Origin of the sequence: Sphingomonas xinjiangensis, from assembly GCF_014199255.1 — a bacterium.
Lineage (GTDB): Bacteria > Pseudomonadota > Alphaproteobacteria > Sphingomonadales > Sphingomonadaceae > Sphingomonas > Sphingomonas xinjiangensis.
In genome coordinates, this window is the sequence record NZ_JACIJF010000002.1 from 19,326 (window position 1) to 45,500 (window position 26,175).

Here is a 26,175-nt window from a genome sequence, read left to right on the forward strand (position 1 = left end):
GCCTTCCGTTCGAAGGCGCCCCTTTTGTTGTCACGCGAACGCGCGAAGCTTGAGCGGAAGAGAGGGACTCACCCGGTGATCCCGGTGTGGCGGAGCCAGTGAAGGAACAGGTCGGGCCAGTGCTCGACGCTCTTGCCGCGGGCGAGGCGAAGGCCAAAGCCGTGGCCACCATCGGGAAACAAGTGAGTCTGGGTGGCGATGTTCTGCGCGCATAGCGCTTCGCGCAGCATCAGCGTGTTGGCGACGGAGACCGAGGCATCATCCTCGGCATGGAGGAGGAAGCAAGGCGGCGCGTTGGGCGGCACGTGCAGGTGCGGCGAATAGGCGCGCTCCGCCTCGGGCGTGGGATGCTCGCCGAGCAGGTTCTTGCGCGAGCCCGCATGCGCTGCGGGCGCAGCCATGGCGATGACCGGATAGATCGGTGCGGCGGCATCGGGACGCGCGGAGCCGCGATCGGCCGCGTCGACTGGCGCATAGACCTGCGCGTCGAAGCGGGTGAGCAGGCTGGCGCAGACATGGCCGCCCGCCGAGAAGCCCACCGCAGCAACGCGGGCGGGATCGATGTGATAGCGCGCGGCATGATGGCGGATGAGGCGCATGGCCCTTTGCGCGTCGGCAAGCGGCACATTCGCGCCATTCGCCCAGCCTTGATGCGGAAGGCGATAGAAGAGGACGAAGGCAGTGATGCCCTGGGCGGCGAGCAGGCGCGCCATTTCATAGCCCTCCTTGTCGATCACCACCCAGCTATAGCCGCCGCCCGGTGTGATCAGAACCGCGGCGCCATTGGGCTTGGCCGGGCGAAACACGGCCATGCGCGGCCGGGTGATGCCGGTAACGAAGCGATCGTTATAGGCCGCGTCTTTGCTGCGCTCGATCGTGACTTCGGCCTGTTTCGGATACGACCGGGGGGGGTGTGTCCAAAGGTCGATGGTTTCGACCGGATCGGGAAAGGCTAGCCAAAGCGCGCCCTGCCCCGCCGCGGGCGGCGCAGTCTGGGCCAGCGCGCGAGGTGCCATACTCGCAGCGGCCAAGCCCGCGAGCAAAGCGGTTCTGCGGTCAATGGCGTCGTGCATCCTGCTCCCCCTGCCCGCCTCCTGTGGGGGCTGATACCGGTGGCAGCTTGTCGCACCTGGCGCAGGGGTTCAAGGATTAGCGGACCCGTCCGCCGGAAATCCAGCGGACGAAATACGAGCCGGTGGTCAGTTCGACGTGAAGGTAGTCGTGGTGATGCGGTGCATCGTCCCCACGGGCTGGCCCGCCTGCCCTTCATCCTTCACCGCAGCGGTCAGGAGATAGCGGCCCTGCTCCCGCACCGGCACTTCGAAATCGCCCTGCGCACCCGTGAGTACCGAGCGCGACCATTTGTCAGGGCTGATGATCGTCACCTTGGTATTCGCCACCGGCTTGCCATCGCGCAGCAATGCAAACCGGTTGCTGTTGGGCACCACCGGGGCGATCTCGAGCGGCAGCAGCGTACGCGCCTCCGTCCGACCAGCGCGGGCATAATAGACCACGCCCTCCTTGCTGCCTTCGGCGCCCCAGGGGGCAAACACGTTGTCATCCCATACGCGCACATCGCCCGAGGGTACGGCGGCTTCGAGGAAGCCCGCCCGGCGCGTGAATGTCGGCTTCTCCTGACCGAGCACGGTCGGCGCTTTCAGCTTCTCGAACTCAGGGTCGCCGCCCGCGGGCAGCGGGTCCGCCGGCTCGCCCAGATAGATGCGAGCGGCGCCCGCGCCATCGCGTTCGACCCAGACTTCATGCGCCTGCGCGGTGCCCGAGAGCATGCAGAGCAGCGTGATCAACATCATCTTGCGCATCATCAGTCTCGCTTTGCAAAATAAGTGGTGCCGCTCACGGGCAGGAAGTTCAGCGCCAAGAACACCAGTCCAGCGCCAAGCATAACGTAGCCGCTCCACAAGATCGATCCCATGATCCAGCCGCGCGCTCCAACGCTCAGCGGGAAGGCGAACGCGAGCGCTGCCCAGGCGCCGAGCCGAAGCTGCCGCTTACGCGCCGCGCGCGGAATGCGGCCGAAGCGCACCCGATGATGCGGATCGGTGGCCAGTCCGAACAGGGCAAACGCGGCTGTGATGAGAAGAAGGGCAAGCGCGCTCATTCGGCTGGCTCCAAAACCGGGTTGGGTAATTCGGCATAGGCGCGCTTGCTGCGCTCGCGGACCTTGGGGCGATAGCGCGCCACCCGGGCGGCGGCCCAGAGGAAGGCGATCCCGAACACCAGCATCGTCAGATCGACACCCGCCATCAGCAAGTCGCCGGTGACGAGCGCGGTGACGATGCCGCGCGGCGTGCCGGCCATGTTGTAGAAGGGCAGAATCGCCAGGAGCACCCCGGTCGAGCCGAGGATCATCACCCAAGCATGCGCCGGACGCCGCACGAAGCTCAGCACCGCCGCAGCCGCCCAGGCGAGGAACAGGACATGGATCTCCCACTCGGCGCGGCCGCGCATCGCCACGGGCAGAAGCCGGTTCGCCCAGAACATCGCCGCCACGCCCAGCGGAAAGCCCGCGAGCACGGCGACATTCAGCCGCTCGACAAGGATGAAGCCGAAATGCGGCCGGTTCGGATCGGGCAGCTTTTCCCGCCGCTTCACCGTCCACAGCACGAGACCAGTCGCCACCATCAGCGTGCCAGCCACCCCGCACAGGAAGTAGATCCAGCGGACGACCGTATCGGCGAAGCGCCCGGCATGGAGCCCGATCATAGCCCCGGCGGTGGTCGTGGCGCCGCCGGGCACCGGCGAGGTCCAGACGAGCTTGCCGGTGGTGCCGGCATAAGCGAGGCTGGGCGTCCTGGACGACAGCATCGAGGCGGGGCTGCGGCTCACCACAACCTGCGACGCCGCGTCGCCGGCTTCGCGCACTTCGATGAACCCGACCGGGCCGCCGAGCCGCGTTTCGGCGTCACGGACAATGGCGGTGAGCGGCACAAGCGGTGCGGGGATGCCGGTGCGCTCTACCGCCTGCGGGTACGGAAAGAGCTGGCGGGGAAGCGCGTCCCCATCGGCATAGTTGGCGACCACCGCCCATGGCATCAGCAGCGCCATCAGCGTGACCAGTCCGGTATAGGTGATCATCAGGTGAAAGGGCAGCCCGAGCACCGCGACCGCATTGTGCCCATCGAGCCAGGAACGCTGGCCCTTGCGCCGCCGCAACGTGAAGAAATCCTTGAAGATCTTCTTGTGCGTGACGATGCCCGAGAGGATCGCAACCAGCATCATCATCGCGGCGACGCCGACGATCCAGCGCGCCCAGATGACCGGCATGTAGTGAAGATCGAAATGGAAGCGGTAGAAGAACTCGCCGCCTCGGGTCGCGCGCACCGTGGTAGGTTCGCCATCTGCCCCGATCAGCGCCTGATTATCGCGCCGTCCGCGCCGGCCCCGCCCCTTCTCCCCTGCCTTGGGCTGCGGCACCCAGAACAGCTGCGCACCCGCAGTGGACGCGCTGGGCATGGTGATGAACCAGCTTTTCGCGTCGGGCGCCTTGCTCGAGAGAAAGCGCTGGGCTCCGTCGAGCACCTGCATCGGCTGTTCGATCGGCGCGAGCTCGGGTCGCATCCAGCGGTTCATGCCGTCGCGCCAGAAGGCGATGGTACCGGTTACGAACACCAGGAAGAGCACCCAGCCGAGCAGCAGACCCGACCAAGTATGCAGGAACGCCTGCGATTGCCGGAACCCCTTGTTCATATCCGCCCCGTCAGCTGGATCGACCACCACGCGATCATGCCCGCCACTGCGCCTAAGACAACCAGAGTCCAAAGCGCGCGCCACCCGCTACGCGCGGCAAAGGCCCACATCGCCGCGGCCGCGCAGATCACGAAGGCGGCAAGCTGCGCGGTGATCGTCGCCTCCAACCGTGCGCCGGGCAACAACCGCGCGAGCGCCATCGCCCACAGACTGCCCACGGCATAGCCTATCGGCACCGCTGCAAGGATGCGGAGCAGCATGTCGCCGCTCCGCCGCCATGCAGGCGCGCTAGCCCCCCCGCGATTCATCAGGGGTAGGTCACGCGCAGAGTGCCGAACACGGTGCGCGGGCTGCCATAATAGTTGCCGCGCCCGGTGGCCGAGATGCGCGAATAATAGGTGCGGTCGAACAGGTTGTTCACATTGACCCCCAGCGAGATGCGGTCGTTGATCCTGTACCCGGCGCGCAGGTCGGCGACGGCATAGGCGCCTTGGCGAACGAGCGTGGAGCGGATCAGCGTTCCGAGCGCATTGCGGTAGGACGGGTTGCCACCCGAGGTCTTGCTGAACCATGTGAAGCCGCCGCCCAGGCTGAACCCGGCAAGCGCGCCATCGACGGGCGCATAGTTGGTGAAAAGCTTTGCCTGATGCTCGGGGATCACCGGCATCAGCGACAACCCTTCGAAGACCGGATTGGTGTCTTCGATATATTTGCTCTTGGTGTAGCTGTAGCCCGCATTGATCCGCCAGGCCGGGAGGATCTCGCCGCTTGCCTCGAACTCGGCACCGCGCGCGCGAACTTTGCCGAGCTGAAGGTATATGTCTGGCAAGCTTTCGTTGGTGAAGATCCGGTTGGACTGCTCGATCTGGTAGACCGCGGCCGAGAGCAGGAGGCGGTCGGCGAACAGCGCAAGCTTGCTGCCGACTTCATATTGGGCGCCGATCAACGGCTGGACATCCTGACCGTCCGGACGGGTCTTCCCTGAAGGTGCCGCCTGCGGCGTAAAGCTGTCGGCATAGCTGGCGTACAGGTTGAGGTTGCCCGTCACGTCCCACACGACGCCGGCATAGGGAGTGAACTGCCCCTCAATCCCATAGCCGGTCTGCGGGGTGAGCGTGGGCAGCAGCGTCTGGAGGTTGGTGTCCCACCAAGTCAGGCGGCCACCGCCGATCAGAGTCAGGCCTTCCAGCGGGCTGAGGCGCATCTGACCGTAAATGCCATATTGCTCGACCTGGGTCGTCGAACCGCCCCAGGATTGCAGCACGCAGTTGGCGGGCGCGGGCGTTACGGGCACGCTGACATTGGGGCAAGTCGCGTTGCTGCCCTGCACCGGGTAATAAGGCGACGGGCCATAGGGATTGAGCGGAGGCTCGAGCGGCGAGACCGGATTGTACACGTCGATCCGCGCATAGTTGGACAGGCGCGTGAAGTAGGAGTCGTTGTCCGCCGCCTGATAATCCGCGCCCAGAATCAGCGTCTGCTCGCGCCCGAACGCGCGGAAGCTGCCGACGCCGTTGAAATCGAACGAATGCGTCGTGCCGAAGCTGTCGCCCCGATAGGCGATGTGGTTGGTCAGGCCGTTGGTCGGGGTGACCGGCTGGCTGCCGATATAGCTGTACACGTCGATCCGCTTGATATCGGTGTAAAGGCCGGTGGCACGCAGCGTCCAGCGGTCGCTTATCTGGTGCGTGATCTCGGCAAAGCCGGTCCACACGTCGGAACGGAATCGGTTCCAGTCGGCACCCAGATAGGTAGAGCGCGGAACGTCGAGCAGGCTGCCCTCGCTGCCGTCCAGGCCACCGATGATGCCAGGCAGGCCCGACTGGATCGCGGGCTTGAAGCGGTCATAGGTGCCTCCGACGGTGATGGTGGTACGCTCACCGATGTCGAGCGACCCGACCACGAACGCATTCACCCGGTTGCGGTGCGCCACGTCGTAGAACTGATCCTGGTCCTGCACCATGATGCCGCTGCGCAGGCCCGCATTGGCGCTGAGCGGCACCGAAATGTCGAGCTCGGCGCGCAAATTCTGGTAGCTACCATAGCCGACCGACGCCTGGGCGCGGGCTTCTTCGAGCGGGCGCTTGCGGACCATGTTGATGCTGCCCGCCGGGTTGCCCGATCCGCTGAACAGGCCCGCAGGGCCGCGCAGCACTTCGAGCCGGTCAAAGGCGAACAGGTCCGGTACGACGGAGGGAAAGCCGAAGGACAGCGTCGGCACGCCGTCGATGAGGTAGTTGTTGATCGCAAAACCGCGCGACAGGAACGTCGGATCCTCGCTGCCGACGCCGGTCACGGTGACGCCGGGCGTCGCGGTGAGCGCGTCCTCGAGGGTGAAAAGATTCTGCGCCTCGATCTGTTCGCGGTCGATCACCGAGATGGTGTTGGGAACATCCTTGCGCGGCGTGACGGTCTTGCCGACATCCTGGCCGTAGCTTTTGCCGAGAACGACGACCTCGTCTTCCGACCGCGCCTGCTGCGCCGCGTCGTCGGTGGAGACCGGATCGGTCGGATCCGCAAAAGCGGGCGTCCCGATCATTGCCGCAACCCCTGCCAGCAACGCCCCCAAATTCCGCAAAACCCGATCTCCTTGTGATTCGCGCCGCTGATAGCCGGAGGGGTTTTGCGAGTCACTAGCATTAGCACCGTTGTTGCGATTGGTTTCACGTAAGCTATGCTGCGGAGCATGAATCCGGCTGGAAACGTTCTGATGCTTGTGCTCGCCTGTGCACTTGCCGGGTGCGCGGGTGAGCGAACACGGAAGCCCTTTACCATATCGCTTCGCGGCGTGGGCACGGCGTGCATCACCAAGGTTCAGGGGCGCACGGTGACGATGGACGAGTTGCTCGCGATGGCAGCGCCGGCAGCGAAGATCGAGCCGCGGGCGCATGTACGTACGGATGCTAGCGTGTCCTACCGGTGCATCGCCGGGCTGATCTACAGGTTGCAGCATGTCGGGTTCGAGTGGGTCGATGTCGGACCCAAGCCGGGACAGGTGCCGATCGGCAAGTAAGCGGGGGTGCCAGACCCCTTGGTCGGGCGCGGTACCGATAGCGGCGCCGCGCCCGATCCTCGGTCAGGCTTGCCGCATCTGCTTGACGGCGTGATCGGCGGCGCGGGCAGTAAGCGCCATGAAGGTAAGCGACGGGTTTACGCAGGAGACCGACGCCATCTGCGCACCGTCGGTGACATAGAGATTGGCGGCGTCGTGCGCCTGGCTCCAGCCGTTGAGAACCGAGTTGCGCGGATCGGCGCCCATACGCGCGCCGCCCATTTCGTGGATGGCGTCGCCGGGAACATGCTCACCTTCATAGCTGGTGACGTTGTTGAGGCCGGCGGCCTTGAGCATCTTTTCGCCCTCTTCTTTGGCATCGGCCATCATGCGCAGCTCGTTCTCGCGGAAGCGGACGTCGAAACGCATGAGCGGCACGCCGAAGCGGTCCACCTTGCTGGAATGCAGCGAGACGCGGTTGTCCTTGTACGGCAGGCATTCACCGAACGCGCCCATGCTGAACTTCCAGGGCGTATAACCGCGCATGCCCTGCTTCATCGACGCGCCGAACCCGACCGGCGCGGCAGGGTCGCGGCGCGCGCTGCCCTGATAGCCATAGCCGCGCTTGAAGCCGACGCCCTCCTCACCGCCGATGTTGCGGAAGCGCGGGACGTACACCCCGCCGGGGCGCCGGCCATATTCGATATAGTCGGTCATGCCCGGGATCTCACCCTCCACACCGACGCGGAAGATGTGGTCCATGACATAGCGGCCGAGCGTGCCGCTGCCGTCGAAATGGCTGCGCTCGCTGCCGGGCTGGCGCGAGTTCATCAGGATCTGCGTCGAGGCCATGGCCGAGGCGCACAGGAAGACGAGATCGGCCGAAACCGTCTGCGCCTGCCCCGTCTTGGCATCGACGTAGCGGACGCCCGTGACACGCTTTTTGGCCGCGTCATAGTTGAGGTTGGTGACGACCGCGTCCGATTGCAGCGTCAGCCGCCCGGTGGCGCGTGCGGCGGGAAGCGTCACTGCCTGGGTGGAGAAATAGGCGCCGAACGAGCAGCCATTGCCGCACTGGTTGCGCATCTGGCACTTGGTGCGGTTCTGTTCCGGCTTGTCCTCGGTCAGGTTGGACAGGCGGGTGTTGATCAGCTTGCGGCCGGGGAACTTGGATTCCAGCCGCTGCTTCAGCCACTTTTCCGCGACGTTCATCGGGATCGGCGGCTGGAACTCGCTGTCGGGCAGATACGGCAGGTTCTCGCGCGATCCCGAGACGCCGATATAGTTCTCGACATAGCGGTACCACGGTTCGACATCGTTGTAGCCGATTGGCCACGCGCCATCAATGCCGTCGCGCTTGTTCGCTTCGAAGTCCTCGGGTGCCCAGCGAAAGCTCCACCGGCCCCAGATCAGCGACTTGCCGCCCACTGCGCCGGGACGGATCCAGTAGAACTTCTCGCCTTCGTCAAAGGCATAAGGGTTCAGCCGGTCGTCATTGTAGAATTTCTGGTTGCTCGGCGCGACATAGCCGTGCTTGGCGATGAAATAATCGCTGTCGACCAGTGCCTTGGGCATGATGTTGCGGGCGGGTACTTCGAAGGCGGGCTTGCCATCGTAAGGATAGCCCTCGCCGTGCTCCACCATGATGCCGCGATCGAGCATCAGCACCCGCAGCCCCTTTTCAGTCAATTCCTTGGCGGCGAAACCACCGCTGACACCCGAACCGATGACGATTGCGTCGAACCTGTTGGTCGAAGCCATGTTCTTTTATCCTCTCCGAAGCGCGTTCAGAACCGCAGTGCGCGCAGCGTGTTGAAGCTGGTGGTGATGTCGGGGAGGTAAGGCGCGGGCGCCTCGTCATTCTCGACATAGAAATGCTGCACGCCGGCGCTGCCGGCCAGCTTGAACAGCGCAGCGAAATCGGTGGTGCCCTGCCCCACTGCGGTCATGCTGCGGTCTGCGCGCATGTCCTTGACGTGATAGGCGTATATGCGGCGCGACAATCGCTGGATCAACGCGGCGGCGCTTTCACCGGCACGCGCCGCCCAGTAGAGATCGAGTTCGATCTTCACCAGCGCAGGATCGGTTTCCTTCAAGAACCGATCGTACAGACTGACGCCGCCCGGCTTCGTCGTGAACTCGAAGTCGTGATTGTGGTACGCGAAGCCCAGACCAGCCTTGTTCAGGTCCGTAGCGAAGCGATTGAAGTTGGGCAGCGCGGCCTGCCAGCCCTGCTCGGTGCGGTGCTGGTCAGTCATGTAGGGAAGCACGACCGTGTCGGCGCCCAGCGCCTTGGCCATCGCGACCGAGCGGTCGAACTGGCCGAACAGCGCATCATAGCCGACATGGATCGACGGGGCGCGGAGGCCGAGCCGGTCCATGGTCTTGCGCAGCATGGCGTGGTCCATGGTATCATAGCCGCCGCCGCCGAATTCAACTTCGCGGTAGCCGATGCGGGCGATCTTCTCGAGCGTGCCCGCCGGATCCTTCTGGAAGAGGTCGCGCACGGTATAGAGCTGGATTCCGATCGCCTTGATCTGCGCGGCGGAAGCGGCCGGGATCAGAGGACTCGTGACGGCCACGGCTGCGATGCCAGTGGCACCGCCAAGCAAGGAACGACGGCTGATCATGCGCTGTACACCTTGTTGACCTGAGAATAGGGAAACTCGCCGTTATATTCCCCCGGCACGGGCAGGTATTCGCGCTCTTGCGTGATCCCGACCTCCGACGTGTAATAGCCGGTGACGACGAGCTGGCGGAACGCTTCGAAGAACTCCTTGCCCGAGGGCAGCTGGTCGTTCATCGCGAGGGTGAGCAGCGCGTCCTGTTGCGCGGGCGTCGCACGTTCGGCCGGCACCTTGTAATCGCGCTGACTGCGCGCCGAAACCGCGTCGAGCCCGGCCAGGATCGGCTTGCGGTCCCCCGGCGTGCCCCAATCGGCCAGCAGCTTCTCAATAAACGCAGGCACACCCGCGGCGATGGCGCCGGGTGTATCCGTCGTCGGGATCACCCGCTCGCTCAGCGCCGACACCAGCGCGCGCTGCGCGGGGGTGAACACCGCAACGCTGGGTGGTCCTTCGCTGATTACCGGGATGCGCGACGCCTGGGCTGCCCCGGCAGCGCGGGCGATCGGCGCGAACAATCCCGCACCGAACATTCCGACCACGCCGGCAAGCGCGGTTCTACGATCGATCACTTGCTCTCTCCTACCAGGTTCTTGGCGATCTCCGCTGCCTTCAGCGGACCCACCACGAGTTCCAACAACGTTGCGGAGGGCGGCGCCCTCACGCGCCAGCCCCATTCTGCGCATCGATCGCGCGATAGGCGGCGATCAAACGCTCTTCGCCGGCACGCCCCGCGACCGAATTGCCATGTTCCATGCCGATCACGCCGGCGTAGCCGCGCGCGCGCAACCAGCGGACGATGTTGGCATAATTGATCTCACCGGTTCCCGGCTCGTTGCGGCCGGGATTGTCGCCGAACTGGATATAGCCGATCTCGCTCCAGCAGGTTTCCAGCACCGGAATGAGGTTACCGGACTGGATCTGCTCATGATACAGGTCGGCCAGGATCTTGACCCCGGCGCTGTTCGCGCCGCGCGCCACTGCGAACCCTTGTGCTATGCTCTGCATATACACGCCGGGATGGTTGGTGCGGGTGTTGAGCGGCTCCATCACCATGGCGATGCCGTGCGGTGCGACGATGTCGCCGGCAGCGCGCATCACATCGATGATCCGCGCGGTCTGGATGTCCACCGGCACCTTGGGATCCAGGAAGCCGGTGACCACCGTCATGCGCGTGGCATTCAGCCGCTTGGCCACGTCAACTGCGCTACGGACATCGGCCAGGAACGCGTCGCGCTCCGCACCGTCCGTTGCGCCCAGCAAGGGACGCGACTGGCTCCATTTGGGCATGCTGGCGACGAACACACCCATGGTCATGCCGCGCTGCTGAAGCGCCTTAGCCATCTGAGTCTGCTGCGCGACCGGACGAGCGCGGGCTTCATTGTCCTCCCAGGCGGTGAAGCCCTGGTCGGCCGCGAAGGCGATCTGCTCGATCAGCCCGCCGCGGCTGGCGAAGCTGCCCTCGTGCGGCGCATAACCAAGCGAGAAGCGGGCAGCGTTGGACCTGACGCCCTGCGCCCCCGCCATTCCGGCCAACAGCGGTGAAGCGGCCCCGGCGGCCAGCAGCGTGCGCCGCGTTATCGTCATGCCCGCACCGTGATCATTTCGCGCCTTCCGCTTTGAGGTAGGCGATGATTGCCTTACGCTTGGCCGGATCGGCCATGCCGATCGGCATGCGGGTGCCCGGCACCTTCTTGGTCGGCGCGGCGAGGAACTGGTCGAGCGTCGCGTCGTCCCAGCGCAGTTTAGATTTCTTGAGCGCCGCCGAATAGTTGAAGCCCGGCACCGATGCCGCAGGCCGGCCGACGACGCCGTTCAGATTGGGGCCGACGCCGTTCCTGCCGCCCTTCTGGACCGTGTGGCACGCCTTGCACGCGGCAAAGGCGGGCGGCGCCGCGGTCTGCGCCTCGGTGGGCACGGTGGCAACCACCAGCGCGCCGGCAGCACCGGCTCCAGCTGCCAAACACATGAAAAGCTTCATTCATTCTCTCCAGACTCGATACTGGTCCATTTCTGCGCCGATGCCGCGTTCGCGACAACCGCTTCAACGAACTTCATGGTGCGCAGACCATCAGGGACACCGGGGAACCAGATGCCGGCGGTGCCGCGGATCGCGGCGCCGAATGCGCGGTACAGATTGGCGAACGCCTCGACATATCCTTCGGGATGCCCTGCCGGGGTTCGCAGCAGCGGAAGCGTCGACGCCTGGAGTCCAGGCCCCCCTGCCCGTACGACTTCGGCAGGACGATCGAGCCAGCGCAGCGTCAGCGTATTGGGCTCCATCTGCGCCCATTCGAGTCCGCCGCGTTCGCCATGAATGCGCAGCTTCAGCCCATTCTCTTCCCCGGCTGCGACTTGCGACGCCTTGAGCGTGCCGCGCGCGCCGCCTTCGAAGCGGAGCAGCGCGCTGACATCGTCGTCCAGGCGACGGTTCGGCACGTGGATGGAAAGATCGGCGGACACCGACTCCACCCGCAAGCCGGAGACATGCTCGGCCAGCTGAAAGGCGTGCGTACCGATATCGCCCAGACAGCCGCCCAGCCCGGCGCGCGCCGGATCGGTGCGCCATTCGGCCTGCTTGTTGCCTTGGGTATCGATCGGCTGGCTGAGCCAGCCTTGAAGATACTCCGCCTGCACCAGCCGAATCTTGCCGAAGTCGCCGCGTGCCACGCGAGCCCGCGCTTCTTCGACCATCGGATAGCCACTATAGGTGAACGCCAAGCCAAAGCGGCATCCGCTGCGGTCCACCGCCTGAGCGATCGCCTGCGCTTCGGCGACGCTCATCGCCATCGGCTTTTCGCAGAACACGTGAAAACCCGCCTCCAGGGCGGCAATCGCCATCGGCGCGTGGAGATGGTTGGGAGTGACGATGCTGATCGCGTCGATCCGCGCATCAGCCGGCAGCGCGCGCTCGCCTTCCAGCATCTCCTCGAACGAGGCGTAAACCCGCTGCGGATCGAGGCCAAGCTGTGTGCCCGTGCGCCCGTTGCGGCCAGCGTCGGTGCTGAACGCGCCCGCGACCAGCCGCCAGTCGCCGTCGAGTGCCGCTGCCATGCGATGGATGGCGCCGATAAAGGCGCCCTCGCCGCCGCCCACCATGCCCAGCTTCAGCGCGGACGCAGTCATGCCTGATCCGATCCTTGCCGCGCGGACAGGCCGAGCAATTTGCGGATCGATGCGCGATCCGCACCGCTGGCGGCGAAATCGTCAAACGCGCGATCGGTCACGTCGATGATATGGCTGCTGATAAAGGGTGCGCCTTCGCGTGCACCGTCTTCAGCCCGCTTCAGCGCGCATTCCCATTCGAGCACGGCCCAGCCGGCATAACCATATTGGGCAAGCTTGCTGAAGACGCCAACAAAGTCGACCTGGCCATCGCCCGTCGAGCGGAAGCGGCCGGCGCGGTTCACCCAGCTTTCGTAGCCGCCATAGACGCCGGTGCGTCCGTTCGGATTGAACTCGGCATCCTTGACATGGAAGCACGCGATCCGATCGTGATAGCGGTCGATGAAATCCAGATAATCGAGCTGTTGCAGCACATAATGCGATGGATCGAACAGAATGCGCGCGCGGGGGTGACCGTTCACCTCGGCAAGGAAGCGCTCCCAAGTCGCACCGTCGTGCAGATCCTCGCCGGGATGAACCTCAAAGGCGCAGTCCACCCCGACTTCCTCGAACACGTCGAGGATCGGCGTCCAGCGGCGCGCGAGCTCGGCAAAGGCTTCCTCGACCAGCCCGGCGGGACGCTGCGGCCAGGGATAGACATAGGGCCAGGCGAGCGCGCCCGAAAAAGTGGCGTGCGCCGAAAGCCCCAAATTGGCGCTGGCCCGCGCGGCGAGCTTGACCTGCTCAACCGCCCAGGCCTGCCGCTCGGCCGGCTTGCCGTGCAGATGCGCCGGCGCGAAGCCGTCAAACAGCGTGTCATAGGCAGGATGCACTGCCACCAGCTGCCCTTGCAGGTGCGTCGACAGTTCGGTCGGCTCGATCCCGAACTTGGCGAGCCGGCCGCGCAGATCGTCGCAATAATCCTTGCTCGCCGCGGCCTGCTCCAGGTCGATCAGCCGAGGATCGCAGGGAATCTGCACGCCGACATAGCCCAGCCCCCCGGCCCATTCCGCCAGATGATCCAGCGTATCGAACGGCGCCTCGCTGCCCAGGAATTGGGCCAGGAAAATGCCGGGGCCCTTCATCGCGGTCATGCGCGCACCTCAGCCTTGCTGTTGTCTTTGAAAGTCAGCTGGAACAGCACGGCGATCACCGCGGCGGCGACCGCCGGATACCACCACATATGCTGCCAATCGGCGACCGACGGGTTGGCCGGGAGCTGCGCATAGAGCAGCCCGCCGATCTGCGATCCGAGCAGCATGCCCACGCCATAGGTGAACAGCGTCAGCATGCCCTGCGCCTGCGCGTTCACGCCCTTGGGCGAGGCGATCGTGCCGGTGTAGATCGCTCCGGCGACGAAGAAGAAGTCGTAGCACACGCCATGCAGCGCGACGCCGAGATAGATCGCCCAGAGCGAGTCGCCACCATCGCCAATCGCGAACAGCGCATAGCGCAGCGCCCAGGCGATCATGCCGACCAGCAGCAGCGGCTTCACGCCGAAGCGGCGATACAGCACCGGCATCGAGAACATGAACGCCAGCTCGGACATCTGCCCGATCGACATGGTGCCGCCGACATTCTCGATCCCCGCGGTGCCGAGATAGGCCGAGGCATAGGCGTAATACATCGCCAGCGGAATCGAGATCAGCGTGGCGCAGACGATGAAGATCAGGAACGAGCGGTTACGCATCAGCCCGAATGCTTCGACGCACAGCACGTCGCGCAGGACGTTGCCGCTTTGCGGCGCGTCGGGTTCGACCTTGGGCAGCGTGACGCTGTACAGCCCGAGCGCGATGGACACGACTCCTGCCACCACGAAGATCTGCGGGCTCGCCGACAGTCCTGCCCAGCCGATGATCAGACCGGCGGCGATCCAGCCGAGCGTGCCGAACGCGCGCACGAAGGGGAAACGGTCGACTCGCTCGCCAAAGCTCTTGAGCGCGATTGTGTTGGCGAGGCCGACGGTCGGCATGTAGAGGATCATGTAGCCCAGCAGCAGCCAGACGAAGCTGTTGCCATGCTCGGGCGTCACCAGCGTTGGAAGGACAAACAACAGCACGCCTCCCACGAGATGGAGGACGACCATCAGCATCTTGGGGCTGAAATAGCGGGCCGCCGCCATGCCGAGCAGGAACGACCCGACAATCGACGCGATCGGCCCGACCGAAAAGGCGTTCGCGATCAGATTGCCGATGCCGACGGTCTGCATCACCAGGCCGAGCGTGACGTTCCACGCACCCCAGACGAAGAATTGCATGAACATCAGCGCGCTCAGGCGCCCCGTCATCATCCCCGATGCCGGGCGCACCGCACCCGTAAGCGTGCCTTCAGCAGCGACCATGCGCTTGTCCTCCCCGAAGCAGTTTGCCTGCTCTCCAGATCCCAAGCCTATGCAGCGCGATCGTGGATGTAAAGGATTACATCACGCCCTCTCGACACGGTTCGCCGACGGGCACATGAAGCGGTATGACGACGATCATCCAAGTCGCCGCAGAGGCCGGTGTCTCCACCGCGACCGTATCGCGGGTGCTGAGCCAGCCCGACCGGGTGGCCCTGCAAACCCGCGAGCGCGTGCTCGAAGTGGTGCAGGCGCTCGGCTATGCGCCTAACGTCGCGGCGCGAAGCCTGCGCACGCTGCGCGCCGCCAAGATCCTGCTGACGGTACCCGACATCTCCAACCCCTTCTTCGCCAGCGTCATTCGCGGCGCGGAAGAAGCGGCGCGCGACGCGGGCTATGCCGTGGTGCTGGGCGACACGCGGCATGATCCGGAGGTCGAGGATCAATATGCCGAGATGCTGTCGCGCCGCGAAGTGGACGGGCTGATCTTCCTGGGGCACCGCCTGCCCGCCAGCCTTGTGCCGCTGGTGGCACGGCAAGGTGCTTCCGCGCCGATCGTCAACGGATGCGAATACAGCCCGAACATCGGCGTGCCGAGCGTCCATATCGACAACGCCGCCGCAAGCAGCGATGCAGTGGATCATCTGGTCACGCTCGGCCACCGCGACATCGGCGTCATCACCGGTCCGGCGATCAGCCCGATCAGCCGCGACCGTCTGGCCGGCGCGCTGGCCGCCGCCGAGCGGCACGGGGCGCACGTCCGGCTGATCGTGCGCGAGGGCGACTACACCGCCACCTCGGCATTCGAACAAGCGCGCGCGCTGCTGGGTTGCGGCGTCAGCGCGATCTTCTGCTTCAACGACGAGATGGCGATGGGCGCCATGAGCGCGGTGGCGCAGGCGGGCTTTTCCTGCCCGGAGCATGTCTCGGTGATAGGCTTCGACGACCTTCCCCTTGCCCGCTTCTTCCACCCGGCGCTGACGACCATCGCGCAGCCCAAAGGACTGATCGGCCGCCGCGCGGTGGAACTGCTGATCGGCATCCTCAACGGCACCGGCTGCCCCATCCACCAGGTCACGCTGCAACACGAACTGATCGTCCGCGACAGCACGGCGCGCGTGTACTGCGGCTGAGGCGCCTCAGTCGCGCGCGGCGATCACCCGCGGCAGGCTGCGGATCGGCTCGACGGTGATCCGACGGAACCAGGTCTCGGCCCCTTCGGACTGAAGCTGGATGTTGCCATGGGTGAGCGGGCGGCGCACGCCATCGGCGCCGATCACCGCCATGTCGCGAACCTCGGCCACCGGCACGCCGTTGACCACATGCACGGCACGGTCGCCCAGCACATACAGGTCGAGCGTGTTCCATTCGCCGATCGCACGCTCCGCATCGGTCGCGGCTTCGACGTTCCAGGTCGGCGTGCCGTTCACCATGTCGATCGTGCGCCCGCCGGTACGATAGCGGAGATGCGGCGCGATCAGGCGTGGATCGTATGCCACATCGGTCTGCGCGCGAACCTTCGTGCCAACCATCACGATCATGCCGGTGGATCCCTTCATGATCTCGAACTCGACCGAGGGCCGCCAGGTCCCGAACACTTCCCCGGGCACGCCGTGGGTGTGGTAAAGCAGGCCATTGTTGCGCGGCTCCTTCTCGCGCGGCGCCCAGGTCTTGTCGCCCCACTTGTACTGAAGTCGAAGGTGATAGTCGCGCAAATCGGCGCGGTGCACCAGGCTGCCCCAGGTCTCGCCCTTGATCCAGATCGCCGGCTCGCCATCGACGGTGCGGACGGCGAAGTCCCCGCGCGTGTCGCGGCCAGTACCGACAGGGACATTCGCCGGGTCGGCCTTGTAGGTGACGCCGGGATCGGCATAGCCGAGCCAGGGCTGCCAATCGCGCAGGCTGCGCCCGTCGAACAGCGCCACCGGCTTGCCGGTGGGACGCGGCACGTCGGCCAGCGCCAGCCGCTGCACCGCGGTTTGCGGATCGCCTGCGAGTTCCCGCGCCCGTTCCGAAGAACTCTGCGCCACCGCCGCAGCCGGCAGCAACACCAGCGCCATCAAAGCTCGCGCCACCCCCATAACCGTCTCCCCTCTGCGCACGCGATGAACCGCGTTGCAGCGCCAGGAGCTTCCCATCATGCAGGGCGGCAGGTCAATATGCAGCGCACGCTCAGGCCTGCCATCCTCCACCTAACGCCCGGAACAAGTCGATTTGCGTGTCGGCGATGAACGCATCGGCCGCCGCGAGCGTCGCCTCCGCATCGGCAAAGGTCCGTTCCGCGTCCAGCAGCGCAAGCGAGTCGATGTCGCCCTCCCGCTGGCGTGCGCGGGCGATGTTCACCGCCGCCTCGGCCTCATTGCGCGCCGCCTGCAACGCCGTGCGCCGATCCAGCGCATGGCCATAGGCCGACAGCGCGGTCTCGGTCTCTTGGAGTGCGCGCAGCACCGCGCCGTCAAAATTGGCTAGCGCTTCGCGGCTGGTCGCCTCCGCCGCCGCCACGCGCGCCCGCGCCGGCCCGGGGTTGACCGCCCAGTTGATCAGCCCGCCGACCAGCCAGCGCAACGGGCCTGCCCCGAACACGTCGCCCCAATCGGTGCCGGTCGATCCGCCCGAAGCGCCCAGCGTAATACGCGGGTAGAGATCGGCGGTCGCCACGCCGATGCGCGCGGTCGCTGCCGCCAATTGACGCTCCGCAACGCGGATGTCGGGCCGCCGGGCGAGCAGCGCCGCGCCGTCCCCGACCGGGATGGGCTGGCTGAGCCGCAGCGTCGTGGTGCGCCCGGCGGCCACTGGCGGCAACGCGGCTGGCGCGCGCCCGGTCAACATGGCCAGTCGGAACAAGGCGGCGTCGCGCTGCGCCTGAAGCGCAGGCACCTGCGCTTGACGCTCGTTGCGTAGGGCGCCGATCCGGGCCGTGTCGAGGCGGGTCGCGCCGCCGAGGCTGCGCCGCCGCTCGGTCAGGTTGATCGACTGATCGAGCAAGGCGACGATGCGCTGGGCGACCTGCAACCGCTCCAAAGCGGAGGCGGCGTCGGCATAGGCCTGGGTCGTGTCGGCGACGATGATCACCCGCACTGCGTCGGCATCGGCCTCCGCCGCACCCAGATCACCGCGCGACGCCTCGACCCCGCGTGATAGCCGCCCGAACAGATCGGCTTCATAGTTCACGTCGAGCCCGGCATCGATCTGCCAGTTTTCGCGGTCGGAACCGGGGAAGCGTTGTATCTCCGGCAGGCGGCCGTAATTGGCACCGGACGAAAGCCCCACTTGCGGAAGCTGATTGGCCCGCGATCCGCGCAGCAGCGCCCGCGCCCGCTCGATCCGCGCCACGGCGGCCCGCACATCGGTGTTGGCTGCAAGCGCATCGGCGACCAGGCCATCGAGCACCGGATCATTGTAAAGCCGCCACCAATCACCCTTCAATGGATCGGCGCTCACCGCAGAATGCGCGGCAACGAAACTACCTGCCGCAGTCTGCGGCGGCTCGGGAGCGACATAGTCGGGACCTGCGGCACAGGCGGCGAGCGCCAGTGCCGAGGCGGTTGCAAACAGGATACGCATAGGTGCCCTCCTTATTCAGCGGGCTGGAGGTGAACGTCGCCGCTACCCTTGCGGGCGGCACGGGCGCGGCGATTGCGGGCGATCCGCTCGCCAAGGCCACGGCAGACGACATAGAAGGTTGGCGTGAAGAGCAGGCCGAATGCAGTCACGCCCATCATCCCGAAGAACACCGCGGTGCCCAGCGTCTGGCGAAGCTCCGCGCCGGCGCCGGTGGCGATCAGCAGCGGCACCGCGCCCAGGATGAAGGCGAACGATGTCATCAGGATTGGGCGCAGACGGTCGCGCGCGGCACGCACCGCGGCTTCCACCGGCGACAGCCCGTCCTCATCCTCGGCCTGCTTGGCGAACTCGACCACCAGGATCGCGTTCTTGGCCGCCAGCGCGATCAGCACGACCAAGCCGATCTGGGTAAGGACATTGTTATCCATGCCCCGCAGGATTACCCCGCCCATCGCCGCCAACAGGCACATCGGCACGATCAGGATGATCGCCAGCGGCATGGTCAGGCTTTCATACTGCGCAGCCAGCACCAGGAAGACGAACAGCACCGCCAGCGCGAACACCAACCCAGCCGTGCTTCCCGCCATCTTCTGCTGGAAGGCAATGCCGGTCCACTCGGCGGAGTAGCCGGGCGGCAACTCGCTCGCGAGCTTCTCCATGGTCATCAGCGAGCGTCCCGAGCTGTAACCCGGCGCGGTATCGCCATCGACCTCGACGGCTGGAAACAGATTGTAGCGCGTGACGCGGTACGGCCCGGTCTTGTTCTCGAACGTCGACACCGATCCGATCGGCACCATCGCCCCCGAGTTCGACCGCGTCTTCAGGTTGGCGATGTCCGCTTCGGTCGCCCGGAACGGGGCATCGGCCTGCGCGGTGACGCGATACGTGCGCCCCAACATGTTGAAGTCGTTGACGAAGGCCGAGCCGAGATAGACGTTCAGCGCCTCGAACACCCGCTCGGGCGGCACGCCCAGCAGGTCCGCCTTGCGCCGGTCGATATCGGCGAACACGCGCGGCGTGGCCGTGTTGAAGAAGGTATAGATCTGCTGCAGGCCTTCGGCCTGATTAGCCTTGCCGATCAGCCCGAACGCGGTCTTGCCCAGTGCCTCATAGCCATGCTCGGCACGATCCTCGACCATCATCCGGTACCCGCCGGCAGAGCCGATGCCCTGAATCAGCGGCGGCGGCACGACGAGCAACATCGCCTCGTTAATGTCGGCGGTGCGCTTGCGCGCCTCGTCCATGATGCCGGCATACGTAACGCCCAGCTTCTTGCGCTCTTCGAAGGATTGCAGCGGGACATAGGCGGCCGCACTGTTCGGCGCGAGGGTCTGTGATGGGCCGTCGAAGCCGGCAAGCATCACCGAACCTTTGACACCCGGGATCGGCAGGATGCGCGCGACGACCTTGCGCATCACGTCGTCGGTGCGCTCGAGCGACGAACCCGGCGGCAGCTGGATCACGGTGAGGAAATAGCCTTGGTCCTGGGCCGGGATGAAACCGACCGGCGTCACCCAGAAGGTGGCGATGGTGGCGGCGATCAGACCGACATAGGTTACCATCATCCGCTTGGGGCGCGTGACCAGCTTTTGCGTCAGCCGGGCATAGCCTTCGCTCATCCGCTCGAAGCCGCGGTTGAACCGGTCGGCCGCGCCTTGGGTGAAGCGGCCGATCCGTCCCTTGGGCGCGGCCTCGTGATGGCGCAGCAGCAGCGCGGCGAGCGCCGGCGACAGCGTCAGCGACACGAGCAGCGAAATCGCCGTGGCCGCCGAGATGGTGACCGCAAACTGCTTGTAGAATGCGCCTGATAGGCCGTTAAGGAACAGAGTCGGCAGGAACACCGCCAACAGCACCAGCACGATCGCAACCAGCGCGCCCGACACTTCGTCCATCGAGGTCTGCGCCGCCTGGAGCGGCGTCATACCGCGCGCCAGGTTGCGCTCGACATTCTCCACCACCACGATCGCGTCGTCGACGACGATACCGATCGCCAGCACCAGGCCGAACAGCGAGAGGTTATTGAGCGAGTAGCCGAGCGGCAGCAGCGCCGCCATCGTGCCGATCAGCGACACCGGGATCGCCACCACCGGGATGATCGCCGCCCGCCACTTCTGGAGGAACACGATCACCACCAGCACGACCAGCAGGATCGCCTCACCCAGCGTGTGATAGACGGCGTCGATCGACTGGGCGATGAACTCGGTCGGGTTGTAGATCACGCGATATTCAAGGCCCTTCGGGAAGTCCTTCGACATCGTCTGAAGTTCTTGCTCGATCGCCTGCGCAGAGGCGAGCGCGTTCGAGCCCGGGCGCTGGAAGACGCCGAGGATCACCGTCGGCTGGTTCGACAGATAGGTGTTCGATGAATAGTCCGCGGCACCCAGTTCGACGCGCGCGACGTCGCTCACCCGCACCTGGCGGCCATCCCCATCGGTGCGGATCACGACCTGACCGAATTCGCCTGCGTCCTTCAGTCGCCCTTGCGTCTGCACGTTGAGCTGGAAGGCATTGCCGGTGGGCGCGGAACCTGGCTGGCCGAGCGTACCGGCAGCGACCTGAATATTCTGCGCCCGCAGCGCCTGGACAATATCGCCCGCGGTGAGGTTCAGCGCTGCCGCTCGACCAGGGTCGATCCACACGCGCATGGCATAATCGCGCGCACCGAACATGCGCACGTCACCCACACCCTCGATGCGGGCCAGGCGGTCCTTCACCTGCGTCAGCGCATAGTTGGAGATGTAGCTGCGATCGATCGAGTTGTCGGGCGAGATCAGGTTGACGACCATCAGGAAGTCCGGCGTGGTCTTGCGCGTCACCACGCCCAGGCGCTGCACCTCCTCAGGGAGGCGCGGCACGGCAACCGCGACGCGGTTCTGCACCAGCACCTGCGCGGCATCCAGGTCGGTGCCCGACTTAAAGGTGACGGTGATCGTGACCGCGCCATCGCCGGTCGATTGCGACGACTGGTAGAGCATGTCGTCGACGCCGTTGATCTCCTGTTCGATCGGCGCGGCGACGGTCTCGGCGACAGTCTCTGCCGATGCGCCGGGATAGCTGGCGGTGACCGTCACCGTGGGCGGCACGATATCGGGATATTGGGAGATCGGCAGCGCCAGATAGGCGATCGCACCGATGATCGTGATGATCACCGAGATAACCGCCGCGAAGATCGGGCGCGTGATGAAGAACCGTGAGAGGCGCATGGGGCCACTCCTCGTGAAGGGATCTGAATAAGGGTGTCAGCCGCCGGACACTTGGGGACCGCCCGGCGGCTGACGGGTCAGCGGGCGAAGGTCGCCTCGCCCGTGACCGGTGCGGTAACGGCTTGGGTCTGCGCGGCTTGCGCCGGTGCGATCTTGCCCGGCTTGGGCTGCACCTTTGCGCCGGGCATCGCCATTTGCGTGCCAGCGATCACCACGCGGTCCTGCGGAGTCAGCCCGCTGCGGACGATGCGCAGCCCGTCGATCACCGGACCCAGCTCCACCGGCTTGGGCGTGACGCTGTTGTCGGCGGCGACGGTCAGCACCAGCTTGCGGGCCTGGTCGGTCTGGATCGCGGCATCCGGCACCATCAGCGCGCGTTCGGTACCGCCCGAGGACAGGCGCATATTGCCGAACATGCCGGGCGTCAGGAACATGCCCGGATTGCTCAGCACCGCGCGTCCGCGGATCGTGCCCGACCGCGCGTCGAGGCGATTGTCGGTGAAATCCAGCCGCCCCTTCCAGCGATAGTCGGTTTCGTCCTGCAAGCGGATCTCGGCGGGCGAGGCCTGCGCCCCGGCCTCCCGTGCGCGCTTGGTCTTGAGGAACAGCGCTTCGGAACCGTCAAAGGTGAAATAAATCGGGTCCAGCGCGTTGATGGTGGTCAGCAGCGAACCGCCCTGCCCTTCGCCCGCCGCGACCAGATTGCCGGCGTCGACGCGGCGATCGGAGATGCGGCCAGCGATCGGCGCACGGACCTGGGTGAACTCGACCTCCAGCGCACGGCTGCGGACCCGGGCCTGCGCCGCTGCCACCGCGGCATTGCCGGCACGCACCCGCGCCTGCAACCGCTCGACATCGCTGCGCGACACCGCGTCGACCGCGGCCAACCGCTGGGCGCGGGCCAGATCGGTACGGGCCAGGGCGAGATCGCTTTGGGCGCTGGCCAGGCCGGCACGCGCTTCGGCCAAGGCGGCAGTGAAAGGCCGCGCATCAATGGTGAACAGCAATTGGCCTTTTTGGACCACGGCGCCATCGGTGAAGTGCACGCCGGTCACCGCGCCGGAGACGCGCGGGCGCACTTCCACTGCCCGGCTGGGCTCGAAGCGGCCGACATATTCGTCCCATTCGTTGACTTCGCGCACCAGCGGCGTGGCCACCGTGACCACTGGAAGCGGCGGCGCCGCAGCCGCGGCTGGCGCATCCTTGTATGCAATACCGAGACCGGCTGCGACCAGCGCGACCGGCAGGGCGATCAGCCCGGCGCGCCGCCAGCCCTTCAACCCGCCCGCCTGAGCGGACCGATCCGCGCGGGCTTCTTCATTCTCGATCGGAGATATCATGTTCATCGAAATCGCTTTCCCTGGTTCAGGGCCGAGCGGCCGCGGCTGATGCTGGCCAGCAGGGTTTCATATTGATCGGCGGTGTAGCCCGCCGCGTGGAACGCGCCGATCTCGTGGCGCGGGACGGCATAGCCATGGTGCCAGGCAAGCACCGCGAGGCGGCGCAGCGCCTCGAGCTGCGGGTCGGCCAAACTCGGATCGCCCTTGAAGCCGCCGAAGATGACGCCCAGCGCCACGGCCATCCGGCCCGGCTTGTTCAGGCTCGACAGCCGATCCTTTTGGGCGATCGCCACCACCGACCATTCGAGCGCGGAAAACCCGCTTTTCGCAGTTCGTTTGACAACGGTCGCCGCAGCACCGCCCTGCACTTCGCTGAAGTTGAGATACGCCATGATAACGCCTCCTCCTGGGTTCGTGTCGGATGAAGGCGTGCGCCCCCGTGCCGTGCGGGACCTCTCCCGCCGACTTCTCCGATCCTTGTGTTCGAAGGGCACGAAGCGGCGCTTGCGCAGGCAACCCTGCGCACCACACAACCTCGTACTACCTGCCGTTCTGTTGAAGTTCGGGTTGCGATGCGCTCTCCCTCAGCACCGCTTCACCCCATCCGCCTTCTGTACTGCTTGGTATAGAAACTCTGCCGCTGCGGGTCAATCGCTTTTTATACCGTACGGTATTTTTTGTCGAGACCCGGGTTGGAAGCAGCGATTATCGCGCCGGCCACATCGCGAGGCTGGTGTCGATCAGGGCCTTCAGATCCCCGCACGAGGCGCCTGCCCCCGCTTGTACGGCAAGCCCCTGCATGATCGCTGTGACATAGCTGGTGAGCCCGACGGGATCGGCATGGGCTGGCAGGTCGCCCTCGGCCTTGGCGCGTTCGAAACGCCGGACGATCAGGTCCTTCGCGATCCGCCCGCGCAAGATAACCTCGGCGCGGATCGACTCGGCTTCGTCGCCGCATGCCACGGCATTGATGACGCCCAGGCACCCCTTGGGGTCGCAACTGCTCATCTGCATCTGCAGCGCGCTGCGCAACAAATGCTCGGCGACCTTGCGGGCCGTAGGCTCTTTCAACGCCTCGCCGATATAATCGAGCTTTTCGCGCTCATACAGGTCGAGCGCTTTCTTGAAGAGCGCCTCCTTGTTGCCGAAGGACGCGTACAGACTCGGCCTGGTGATGTGCATCGCCTCGGTCAGTTCACTCAGCGACGCGCCTTCATAGCCTTTGGTCCAGAAGACTCGCAACGCCGCGGCAAGCGCGGTGTCTGGATCGAACTCGCGCGGGCGACCTTTAACTGCGCAACCGATTTTCATAATGATCGGTACATAAGGCGAAACTGGCCGAAGTCCAGTAACAACCGCACCAAACTCCGCTTGTCACGCGCTGCGCAGTGCCGCATCGATGCAACACAGTCATAGTGGGGCACGATCTTGCGCATTCCTCTTCTGAACACGGTATCCGCGGCAGCGCTGCTGCTGGTCTGCACGTCTCCTGCCACCGGGAGGACACCTCCCGCCGCCGCCACGCAGCAAGCGGGGCGGCCCGCGCACCAAGCCGCCGCGTCCGCCGCTCTTCACGCGCTCTTCAAGCAAAGCGATGAGGATAATCTTCGCCGCAACCCCCTCAATGCGCTGTTCCGCGGCGACATGCGCTACGCCGATCAACTCGGCGACTTCATTACCGACGCGTATTTCGATGCGGAGCGCATGGCGGGCAAGAAGGATCTGGCCGCGCTAGGCCGCATCGATCGCGCCGCGCTCTCGGCGACCGACCAACTCGCTTACGACGTCTTCAAGTGGCAGACCGCGCTCACCCTGCGCTCGCTCAGCCCGGAGATCCTGTCCCTGAACGCGGTGCGACCGATCGATCACTTCACCGGCTTGCACACTTTTTATCCTGACCTCGCCTCGGGCCAGGGCGCGGCACCCTACAAGACGGTCAAGGATTACCAGGACAGCATCAGCCGCCATCACCGTTATGCCTGGCTGATCGACCAGTCGATCGTCCGCTTCCGGCAGGGCATGGCTTCAGGCGTGGTCCAGCCCAAGCTCGTGGTTCGCAACGTCATCGACCAGCTCGATCTTCAATTGGCGCAGGGCGTTGAAGGATCAACTTTCTACGCGCCGCTCAAGACCTTCCCAGCAGACATCTCCGCTGCGGATCAGGCGCGGCTTCGCGACCAAACCACAGCGGTGATCCGGGACGAAATCCGACCGGCCTATCAGCGCCTGCGCGACTTCCTTTCCACGGAATATCTGCCCGCCGCGCGGGAGGGCGTGGGCCTGGTCAGCATGAAGGGAGGCCCGAAGCTATATGCCTTCTTGATCCAGCAAAACACGACGCTGCCACTTTCCGCCGACGACGTGCACCAGCTCGGCTTGCGCGAAGTCGCGCGTATCCACCGCGAAATGGAGGCGGTGATGACCCAGACGGGGTTCAAGGGCGACCTGCCGGCGTTCTTTGAATATCTGCGCACCGACGCCAAGTTCCGCCCGGCCAGCAAGGAAGCGCTGCGTGACGAATATTACGCCATCGGCAAGCGCGTGGATGCGCGCGTCGGCACGATCTTCTCCACCCTGCCCAAGACTGCGCTCGAGATCCGCGCGGTGCCGGACTATCGCGAGAAGACCGACGCCGGCGGATCGTACATGCAAGGTGCGCCGGACGAATCGCGGCCGGGCGTGTTCTACTATAACAGCTACGACCTACCCTCGCGCTCGACCTGGGGCCAAGAGACGCTCTACCTGCACGAAGGCGCGCCGGGGCACCATTTCCAGATTAGCCTGGCGCAGGAAAACGAGGCGCTCCCTAACTTCATGCGTTTTGGCGGCAACACCGCCTATGTCGAAGGCTGGGCCCTCTATGCCGAGACGCTGTGGGACGAGCTGGGCATGGAAACCGATCCGTATCAGCGCTTCGGCGGCCTGAACGACGAAATGCTGCGCGCAATGCGGCTGGTGGTGGATTCGGGCATCCATGCCAAGGGCTGGACCCGCGATCAGGCGATCAAGTACATGCTCGACAACAGCTCGATGGGCCGCACCGATGCGACCAGCGAAGTCGAACGCTACATCGCCATGCCGGGCCAGGCCCTCGCCTACAAGATCGGCCAGCTCAAGATCCTGGAACTACGCGCCAAAGCGGAGAAGGCGCTGGGCAGCAAGTTCGACCTGAAGGCGTTCCACGCGCAGGTGCTGATGACCGGCTCACTGCCCATGTCAATTCTCGAGCAGAAGATCGACCGCTGGATCGCGGCGCAGCGATCATGACCTTCGGGGGCTCTGTGCCGTGTGCGGCGCCGAG

The 26,175-nt window shown here is 65.6% G+C and carries 23 protein-coding genes; 3 read left to right on the forward strand and 20 right to left on the reverse strand.

Annotation, left to right across the window (positions count from 1 at the left end; translation table 11 throughout):
- Window positions 1–68: 68 nt before the first annotated feature.
- The 6 genes from FHT02_RS03395 to FHT02_RS03420 all read right to left on the reverse strand — a co-directional run bounded on the left by FHT02_RS03395 (window position 69) and on the right by FHT02_RS03420 (window position 6,247).
- Entirely contained in the window at window positions 69–1,073 is a 1,005-nt protein-coding gene (locus FHT02_RS03395) for an alpha/beta hydrolase (RefSeq protein ID WP_184084302.1), read from the reverse strand.
- 126 nt (window positions 1,074–1,199) lie between these two features.
- Window positions 1,200–1,823 carry a DUF4198 domain-containing protein gene (locus FHT02_RS03400; RefSeq protein WP_246352172.1) on the reverse strand — a complete coding sequence of 208 codons (624 nt, stop codon included), beginning with the start codon at window positions 1,821–1,823 and terminating at the stop codon, window positions 1,200–1,202.
- Window positions 1,823–2,119: a DUF3325 domain-containing protein gene (locus tag FHT02_RS03405; protein ID WP_184084304.1), complete on the reverse strand. Its 297-nt coding sequence runs from the start codon at window positions 2,117–2,119 to the stop codon at window positions 1,823–1,825. The genes FHT02_RS03400 and FHT02_RS03405 overlap by 1 nt, the downstream gene beginning before the upstream one ends.
- Window positions 2,116–3,708: a PepSY-associated TM helix domain-containing protein gene (locus FHT02_RS03410; protein WP_184084306.1), complete on the reverse strand. Its 1,593-nt coding sequence runs from the start codon at window positions 3,706–3,708 to the stop codon at window positions 2,116–2,118. Before FHT02_RS03410 ends, FHT02_RS03405 begins: the two co-directional genes overlap by 4 nt.
- Entirely contained in the window at window positions 3,705–3,968 is a 264-nt protein-coding gene (locus FHT02_RS03415; protein ID WP_246352173.1) for a hypothetical protein, read from the reverse strand. Before FHT02_RS03415 ends, FHT02_RS03410 begins: the two co-directional genes overlap by 4 nt.
- A 47-nt stretch (window positions 3,969–4,015) precedes the next feature.
- A complete protein-coding gene (locus FHT02_RS03420; protein WP_184084309.1) occupies window positions 4,016–6,247 on the reverse strand; it encodes a TonB-dependent siderophore receptor in 2,232 nt (743 codons plus the stop codon).
- Between the two features lie 147 nt (window positions 6,248–6,394).
- Between FHT02_RS03420 and FHT02_RS03425 the strand changes: the two genes are divergently transcribed.
- Window positions 6,395–6,721 carry a hypothetical protein gene (locus FHT02_RS03425; RefSeq protein WP_184084311.1) on the forward strand — a complete coding sequence of 109 codons (327 nt, stop codon included), beginning with the start codon at window positions 6,395–6,397 and terminating at the stop codon, window positions 6,719–6,721.
- A gap of 63 nt (window positions 6,722–6,784) precedes the next feature.
- Here FHT02_RS03425 and FHT02_RS03430 read toward each other — a convergent pair whose 3' ends face one another.
- From FHT02_RS03430 to FHT02_RS03465, 8 genes are all read right to left on the reverse strand, one after another.
- Window positions 6,785–8,461, reverse strand: coding sequence for a GMC family oxidoreductase (locus tag FHT02_RS03430; protein WP_184084313.1), 1,677 nt, complete (start codon window positions 8,459–8,461; stop codon window positions 6,785–6,787).
- Window positions 8,462–8,487: 26 nt separating this feature from the next.
- On the reverse strand, window positions 8,488–9,330 hold the full coding sequence (locus FHT02_RS03435; RefSeq protein ID WP_184084315.1) for a sugar phosphate isomerase/epimerase family protein: 843 nt from the start codon (window positions 9,328–9,330) through the stop codon (window positions 8,488–8,490).
- Window positions 9,327–9,896 (reverse strand): gluconate 2-dehydrogenase subunit 3 family protein, encoded by a 570-nt coding sequence (locus tag FHT02_RS03440; RefSeq protein WP_184084317.1) that lies wholly within the window; start codon window positions 9,894–9,896, stop codon window positions 9,327–9,329. Before FHT02_RS03440 ends, FHT02_RS03435 begins: the two co-directional genes overlap by 4 nt.
- Before the next feature lie 88 nt (window positions 9,897–9,984).
- Entirely contained in the window at window positions 9,985–10,911 is a 927-nt protein-coding gene (locus FHT02_RS03445; protein ID WP_184084319.1) for a hydroxypyruvate isomerase family protein, read from the reverse strand.
- 13 nt (window positions 10,912–10,924) lie between these two features.
- A complete protein-coding gene (locus FHT02_RS03450; RefSeq protein ID WP_184084321.1) occupies window positions 10,925–11,305 on the reverse strand; it encodes a c-type cytochrome in 381 nt (126 codons plus the stop codon).
- Complete coding sequence (locus FHT02_RS03455) at window positions 11,302–12,450, reverse strand: Gfo/Idh/MocA family protein (protein ID WP_184084323.1); 1,149 nt, start codon at window positions 12,448–12,450, stop codon at window positions 11,302–11,304. The genes FHT02_RS03450 and FHT02_RS03455 overlap by 4 nt, the downstream gene beginning before the upstream one ends.
- The gene (locus tag FHT02_RS03460) at window positions 12,447–13,523 is read right to left on the reverse strand and encodes a sugar phosphate isomerase/epimerase family protein (RefSeq protein WP_184084325.1); all 1,077 of its coding nucleotides are present in this window, start codon (window positions 13,521–13,523) and stop codon (window positions 12,447–12,449) included. The genes FHT02_RS03455 and FHT02_RS03460 overlap by 4 nt, the downstream gene beginning before the upstream one ends.
- Window positions 13,520–14,770 (reverse strand): MFS transporter, encoded by a 1,251-nt coding sequence (locus tag FHT02_RS03465; protein ID WP_184084327.1) that lies wholly within the window; start codon window positions 14,768–14,770, stop codon window positions 13,520–13,522. The genes FHT02_RS03460 and FHT02_RS03465 overlap by 4 nt, the downstream gene beginning before the upstream one ends.
- Before the next feature lie 125 nt (window positions 14,771–14,895).
- On the opposite strand from FHT02_RS03465, the gene FHT02_RS03470 reads away from it, so the two are divergent.
- Window positions 14,896–15,900 (forward strand): LacI family DNA-binding transcriptional regulator, encoded by a 1,005-nt coding sequence (locus FHT02_RS03470; RefSeq protein WP_184084329.1) that lies wholly within the window; start codon window positions 14,896–14,898, stop codon window positions 15,898–15,900.
- Window positions 15,901–15,906: 6 nt separating this feature from the next.
- Here FHT02_RS03470 and FHT02_RS03475 read toward each other — a convergent pair whose 3' ends face one another.
- From FHT02_RS03475 to FHT02_RS03500, 6 genes are all read right to left on the reverse strand, one after another.
- Window positions 15,907–16,848, reverse strand: a complete 942-nt coding sequence (locus FHT02_RS03475) for a 3-keto-disaccharide hydrolase (RefSeq protein WP_246352174.1) — start codon at window positions 16,846–16,848, stop codon at window positions 15,907–15,909.
- 91 nt (window positions 16,849–16,939) lie between these two features.
- Window positions 16,940–18,331 (reverse strand): efflux transporter outer membrane subunit, encoded by a 1,392-nt coding sequence (locus tag FHT02_RS03480; protein ID WP_184084331.1) that lies wholly within the window; start codon window positions 18,329–18,331, stop codon window positions 16,940–16,942.
- Between the two features lie 11 nt (window positions 18,332–18,342).
- A complete protein-coding gene (locus FHT02_RS03485; protein ID WP_184084333.1) occupies window positions 18,343–21,534 on the reverse strand; it encodes an efflux RND transporter permease subunit in 3,192 nt (1,063 codons plus the stop codon).
- A 77-nt stretch (window positions 21,535–21,611) separates the two neighbouring features.
- Window positions 21,612–22,880 carry an efflux RND transporter periplasmic adaptor subunit gene (locus FHT02_RS03490; RefSeq protein WP_184084335.1) on the reverse strand — a complete coding sequence of 423 codons (1,269 nt, stop codon included), beginning with the start codon at window positions 22,878–22,880 and terminating at the stop codon, window positions 21,612–21,614.
- A complete protein-coding gene (locus FHT02_RS03495) occupies window positions 22,877–23,266 on the reverse strand; it encodes a hypothetical protein (RefSeq protein ID WP_184084337.1) in 390 nt (129 codons plus the stop codon). The genes FHT02_RS03490 and FHT02_RS03495 overlap by 4 nt, the downstream gene beginning before the upstream one ends.
- Before the next feature lie 313 nt (window positions 23,267–23,579).
- Complete coding sequence (locus FHT02_RS03500) at window positions 23,580–24,185, reverse strand: TetR/AcrR family transcriptional regulator (protein WP_184084339.1); 606 nt, start codon at window positions 24,183–24,185, stop codon at window positions 23,580–23,582.
- Window positions 24,186–24,302: 117 nt separating this feature from the next.
- Between FHT02_RS03500 and FHT02_RS03505 the strand changes: the two genes are divergently transcribed.
- Window positions 24,303–26,141: a DUF885 domain-containing protein gene (locus tag FHT02_RS03505; protein WP_246352175.1), complete on the forward strand. Its 1,839-nt coding sequence runs from the start codon at window positions 24,303–24,305 to the stop codon at window positions 26,139–26,141.
- The last annotated feature ends 34 nt before the right edge of the window (window positions 26,142–26,175 follow it).

Bases quoted from the DNA above. Each gene is read 5' to 3' on its own strand.
- FHT02_RS03395 (WP_184084302.1), bottom strand. From the start codon at position 1,073: ATGCACGACGCCATTGACCGCAGAACCGCTTTGCTCGCGGGCTTGGCC.
- FHT02_RS03400 (WP_246352172.1), bottom strand. From the start codon at position 1,823: ATGATGCGCAAGATGATGTTGATCACGCTGCTCTGCATGCTCTCGGGC.
- FHT02_RS03405 (WP_184084304.1), bottom strand. From the start codon at position 2,119: ATGAGCGCGCTTGCCCTTCTTCTCATCACAGCCGCGTTTGCCCTGTTC.
- FHT02_RS03410 (WP_184084306.1), bottom strand. From the start codon at position 3,708: ATGAACAAGGGGTTCCGGCAATCGCAGGCGTTCCTGCATACTTGGTCG.
- FHT02_RS03415 (WP_246352173.1), bottom strand. From the start codon at position 3,968: ATGCTGCTCCGCATCCTTGCAGCGGTGCCGATAGGCTATGCCGTGGGC.
- FHT02_RS03420 (WP_184084309.1), bottom strand. From the start codon at position 6,247: ATGATCGGGACGCCCGCTTTTGCGGATCCGACCGATCCGGTCTCCACC.
- FHT02_RS03425 (WP_184084311.1), top strand. From the start codon at position 6,395: ATGAATCCGGCTGGAAACGTTCTGATGCTTGTGCTCGCCTGTGCACTT.
- FHT02_RS03430 (WP_184084313.1), bottom strand. From the start codon at position 8,461: ATGGCTTCGACCAACAGGTTCGACGCAATCGTCATCGGTTCGGGTGTC.
- FHT02_RS03435 (WP_184084315.1), bottom strand. From the start codon at position 9,330: ATGATCAGCCGTCGTTCCTTGCTTGGCGGTGCCACTGGCATCGCAGCC.
- FHT02_RS03445 (WP_184084319.1), bottom strand. From the start codon at position 10,911: ATGACGATAACGCGGCGCACGCTGCTGGCCGCCGGGGCCGCTTCACCG.
- FHT02_RS03450 (WP_184084321.1), bottom strand. From the start codon at position 11,305: ATGAAGCTTTTCATGTGTTTGGCAGCTGGAGCCGGTGCTGCCGGCGCG.
- FHT02_RS03455 (WP_184084323.1), bottom strand. From the start codon at position 12,450: ATGACTGCGTCCGCGCTGAAGCTGGGCATGGTGGGCGGCGGCGAGGGC.
- FHT02_RS03460 (WP_184084325.1), bottom strand. From the start codon at position 13,523: ATGACCGCGATGAAGGGCCCCGGCATTTTCCTGGCCCAATTCCTGGGC.
- FHT02_RS03465 (WP_184084327.1), bottom strand. From the start codon at position 14,770: ATGGTCGCTGCTGAAGGCACGCTTACGGGTGCGGTGCGCCCGGCATCG.
- FHT02_RS03470 (WP_184084329.1), top strand. From the start codon at position 14,896: ATGACGACGATCATCCAAGTCGCCGCAGAGGCCGGTGTCTCCACCGCG.
- FHT02_RS03475 (WP_246352174.1), bottom strand. From the start codon at position 16,848: ATGGGGGTGGCGCGAGCTTTGATGGCGCTGGTGTTGCTGCCGGCTGCG.
- FHT02_RS03480 (WP_184084331.1), bottom strand. From the start codon at position 18,331: ATGCGTATCCTGTTTGCAACCGCCTCGGCACTGGCGCTCGCCGCCTGT.
- FHT02_RS03485 (WP_184084333.1), bottom strand. From the start codon at position 21,534: ATGCGCCTCTCACGGTTCTTCATCACGCGCCCGATCTTCGCGGCGGTT.
- FHT02_RS03490 (WP_184084335.1), bottom strand. From the start codon at position 22,880: ATGAACATGATATCTCCGATCGAGAATGAAGAAGCCCGCGCGGATCGG.
- FHT02_RS03495 (WP_184084337.1), bottom strand. From the start codon at position 23,266: ATGGCGTATCTCAACTTCAGCGAAGTGCAGGGCGGTGCTGCGGCGACC.
- FHT02_RS03500 (WP_184084339.1), bottom strand. From the start codon at position 24,185: ATGAAAATCGGTTGCGCAGTTAAAGGTCGCCCGCGCGAGTTCGATCCA.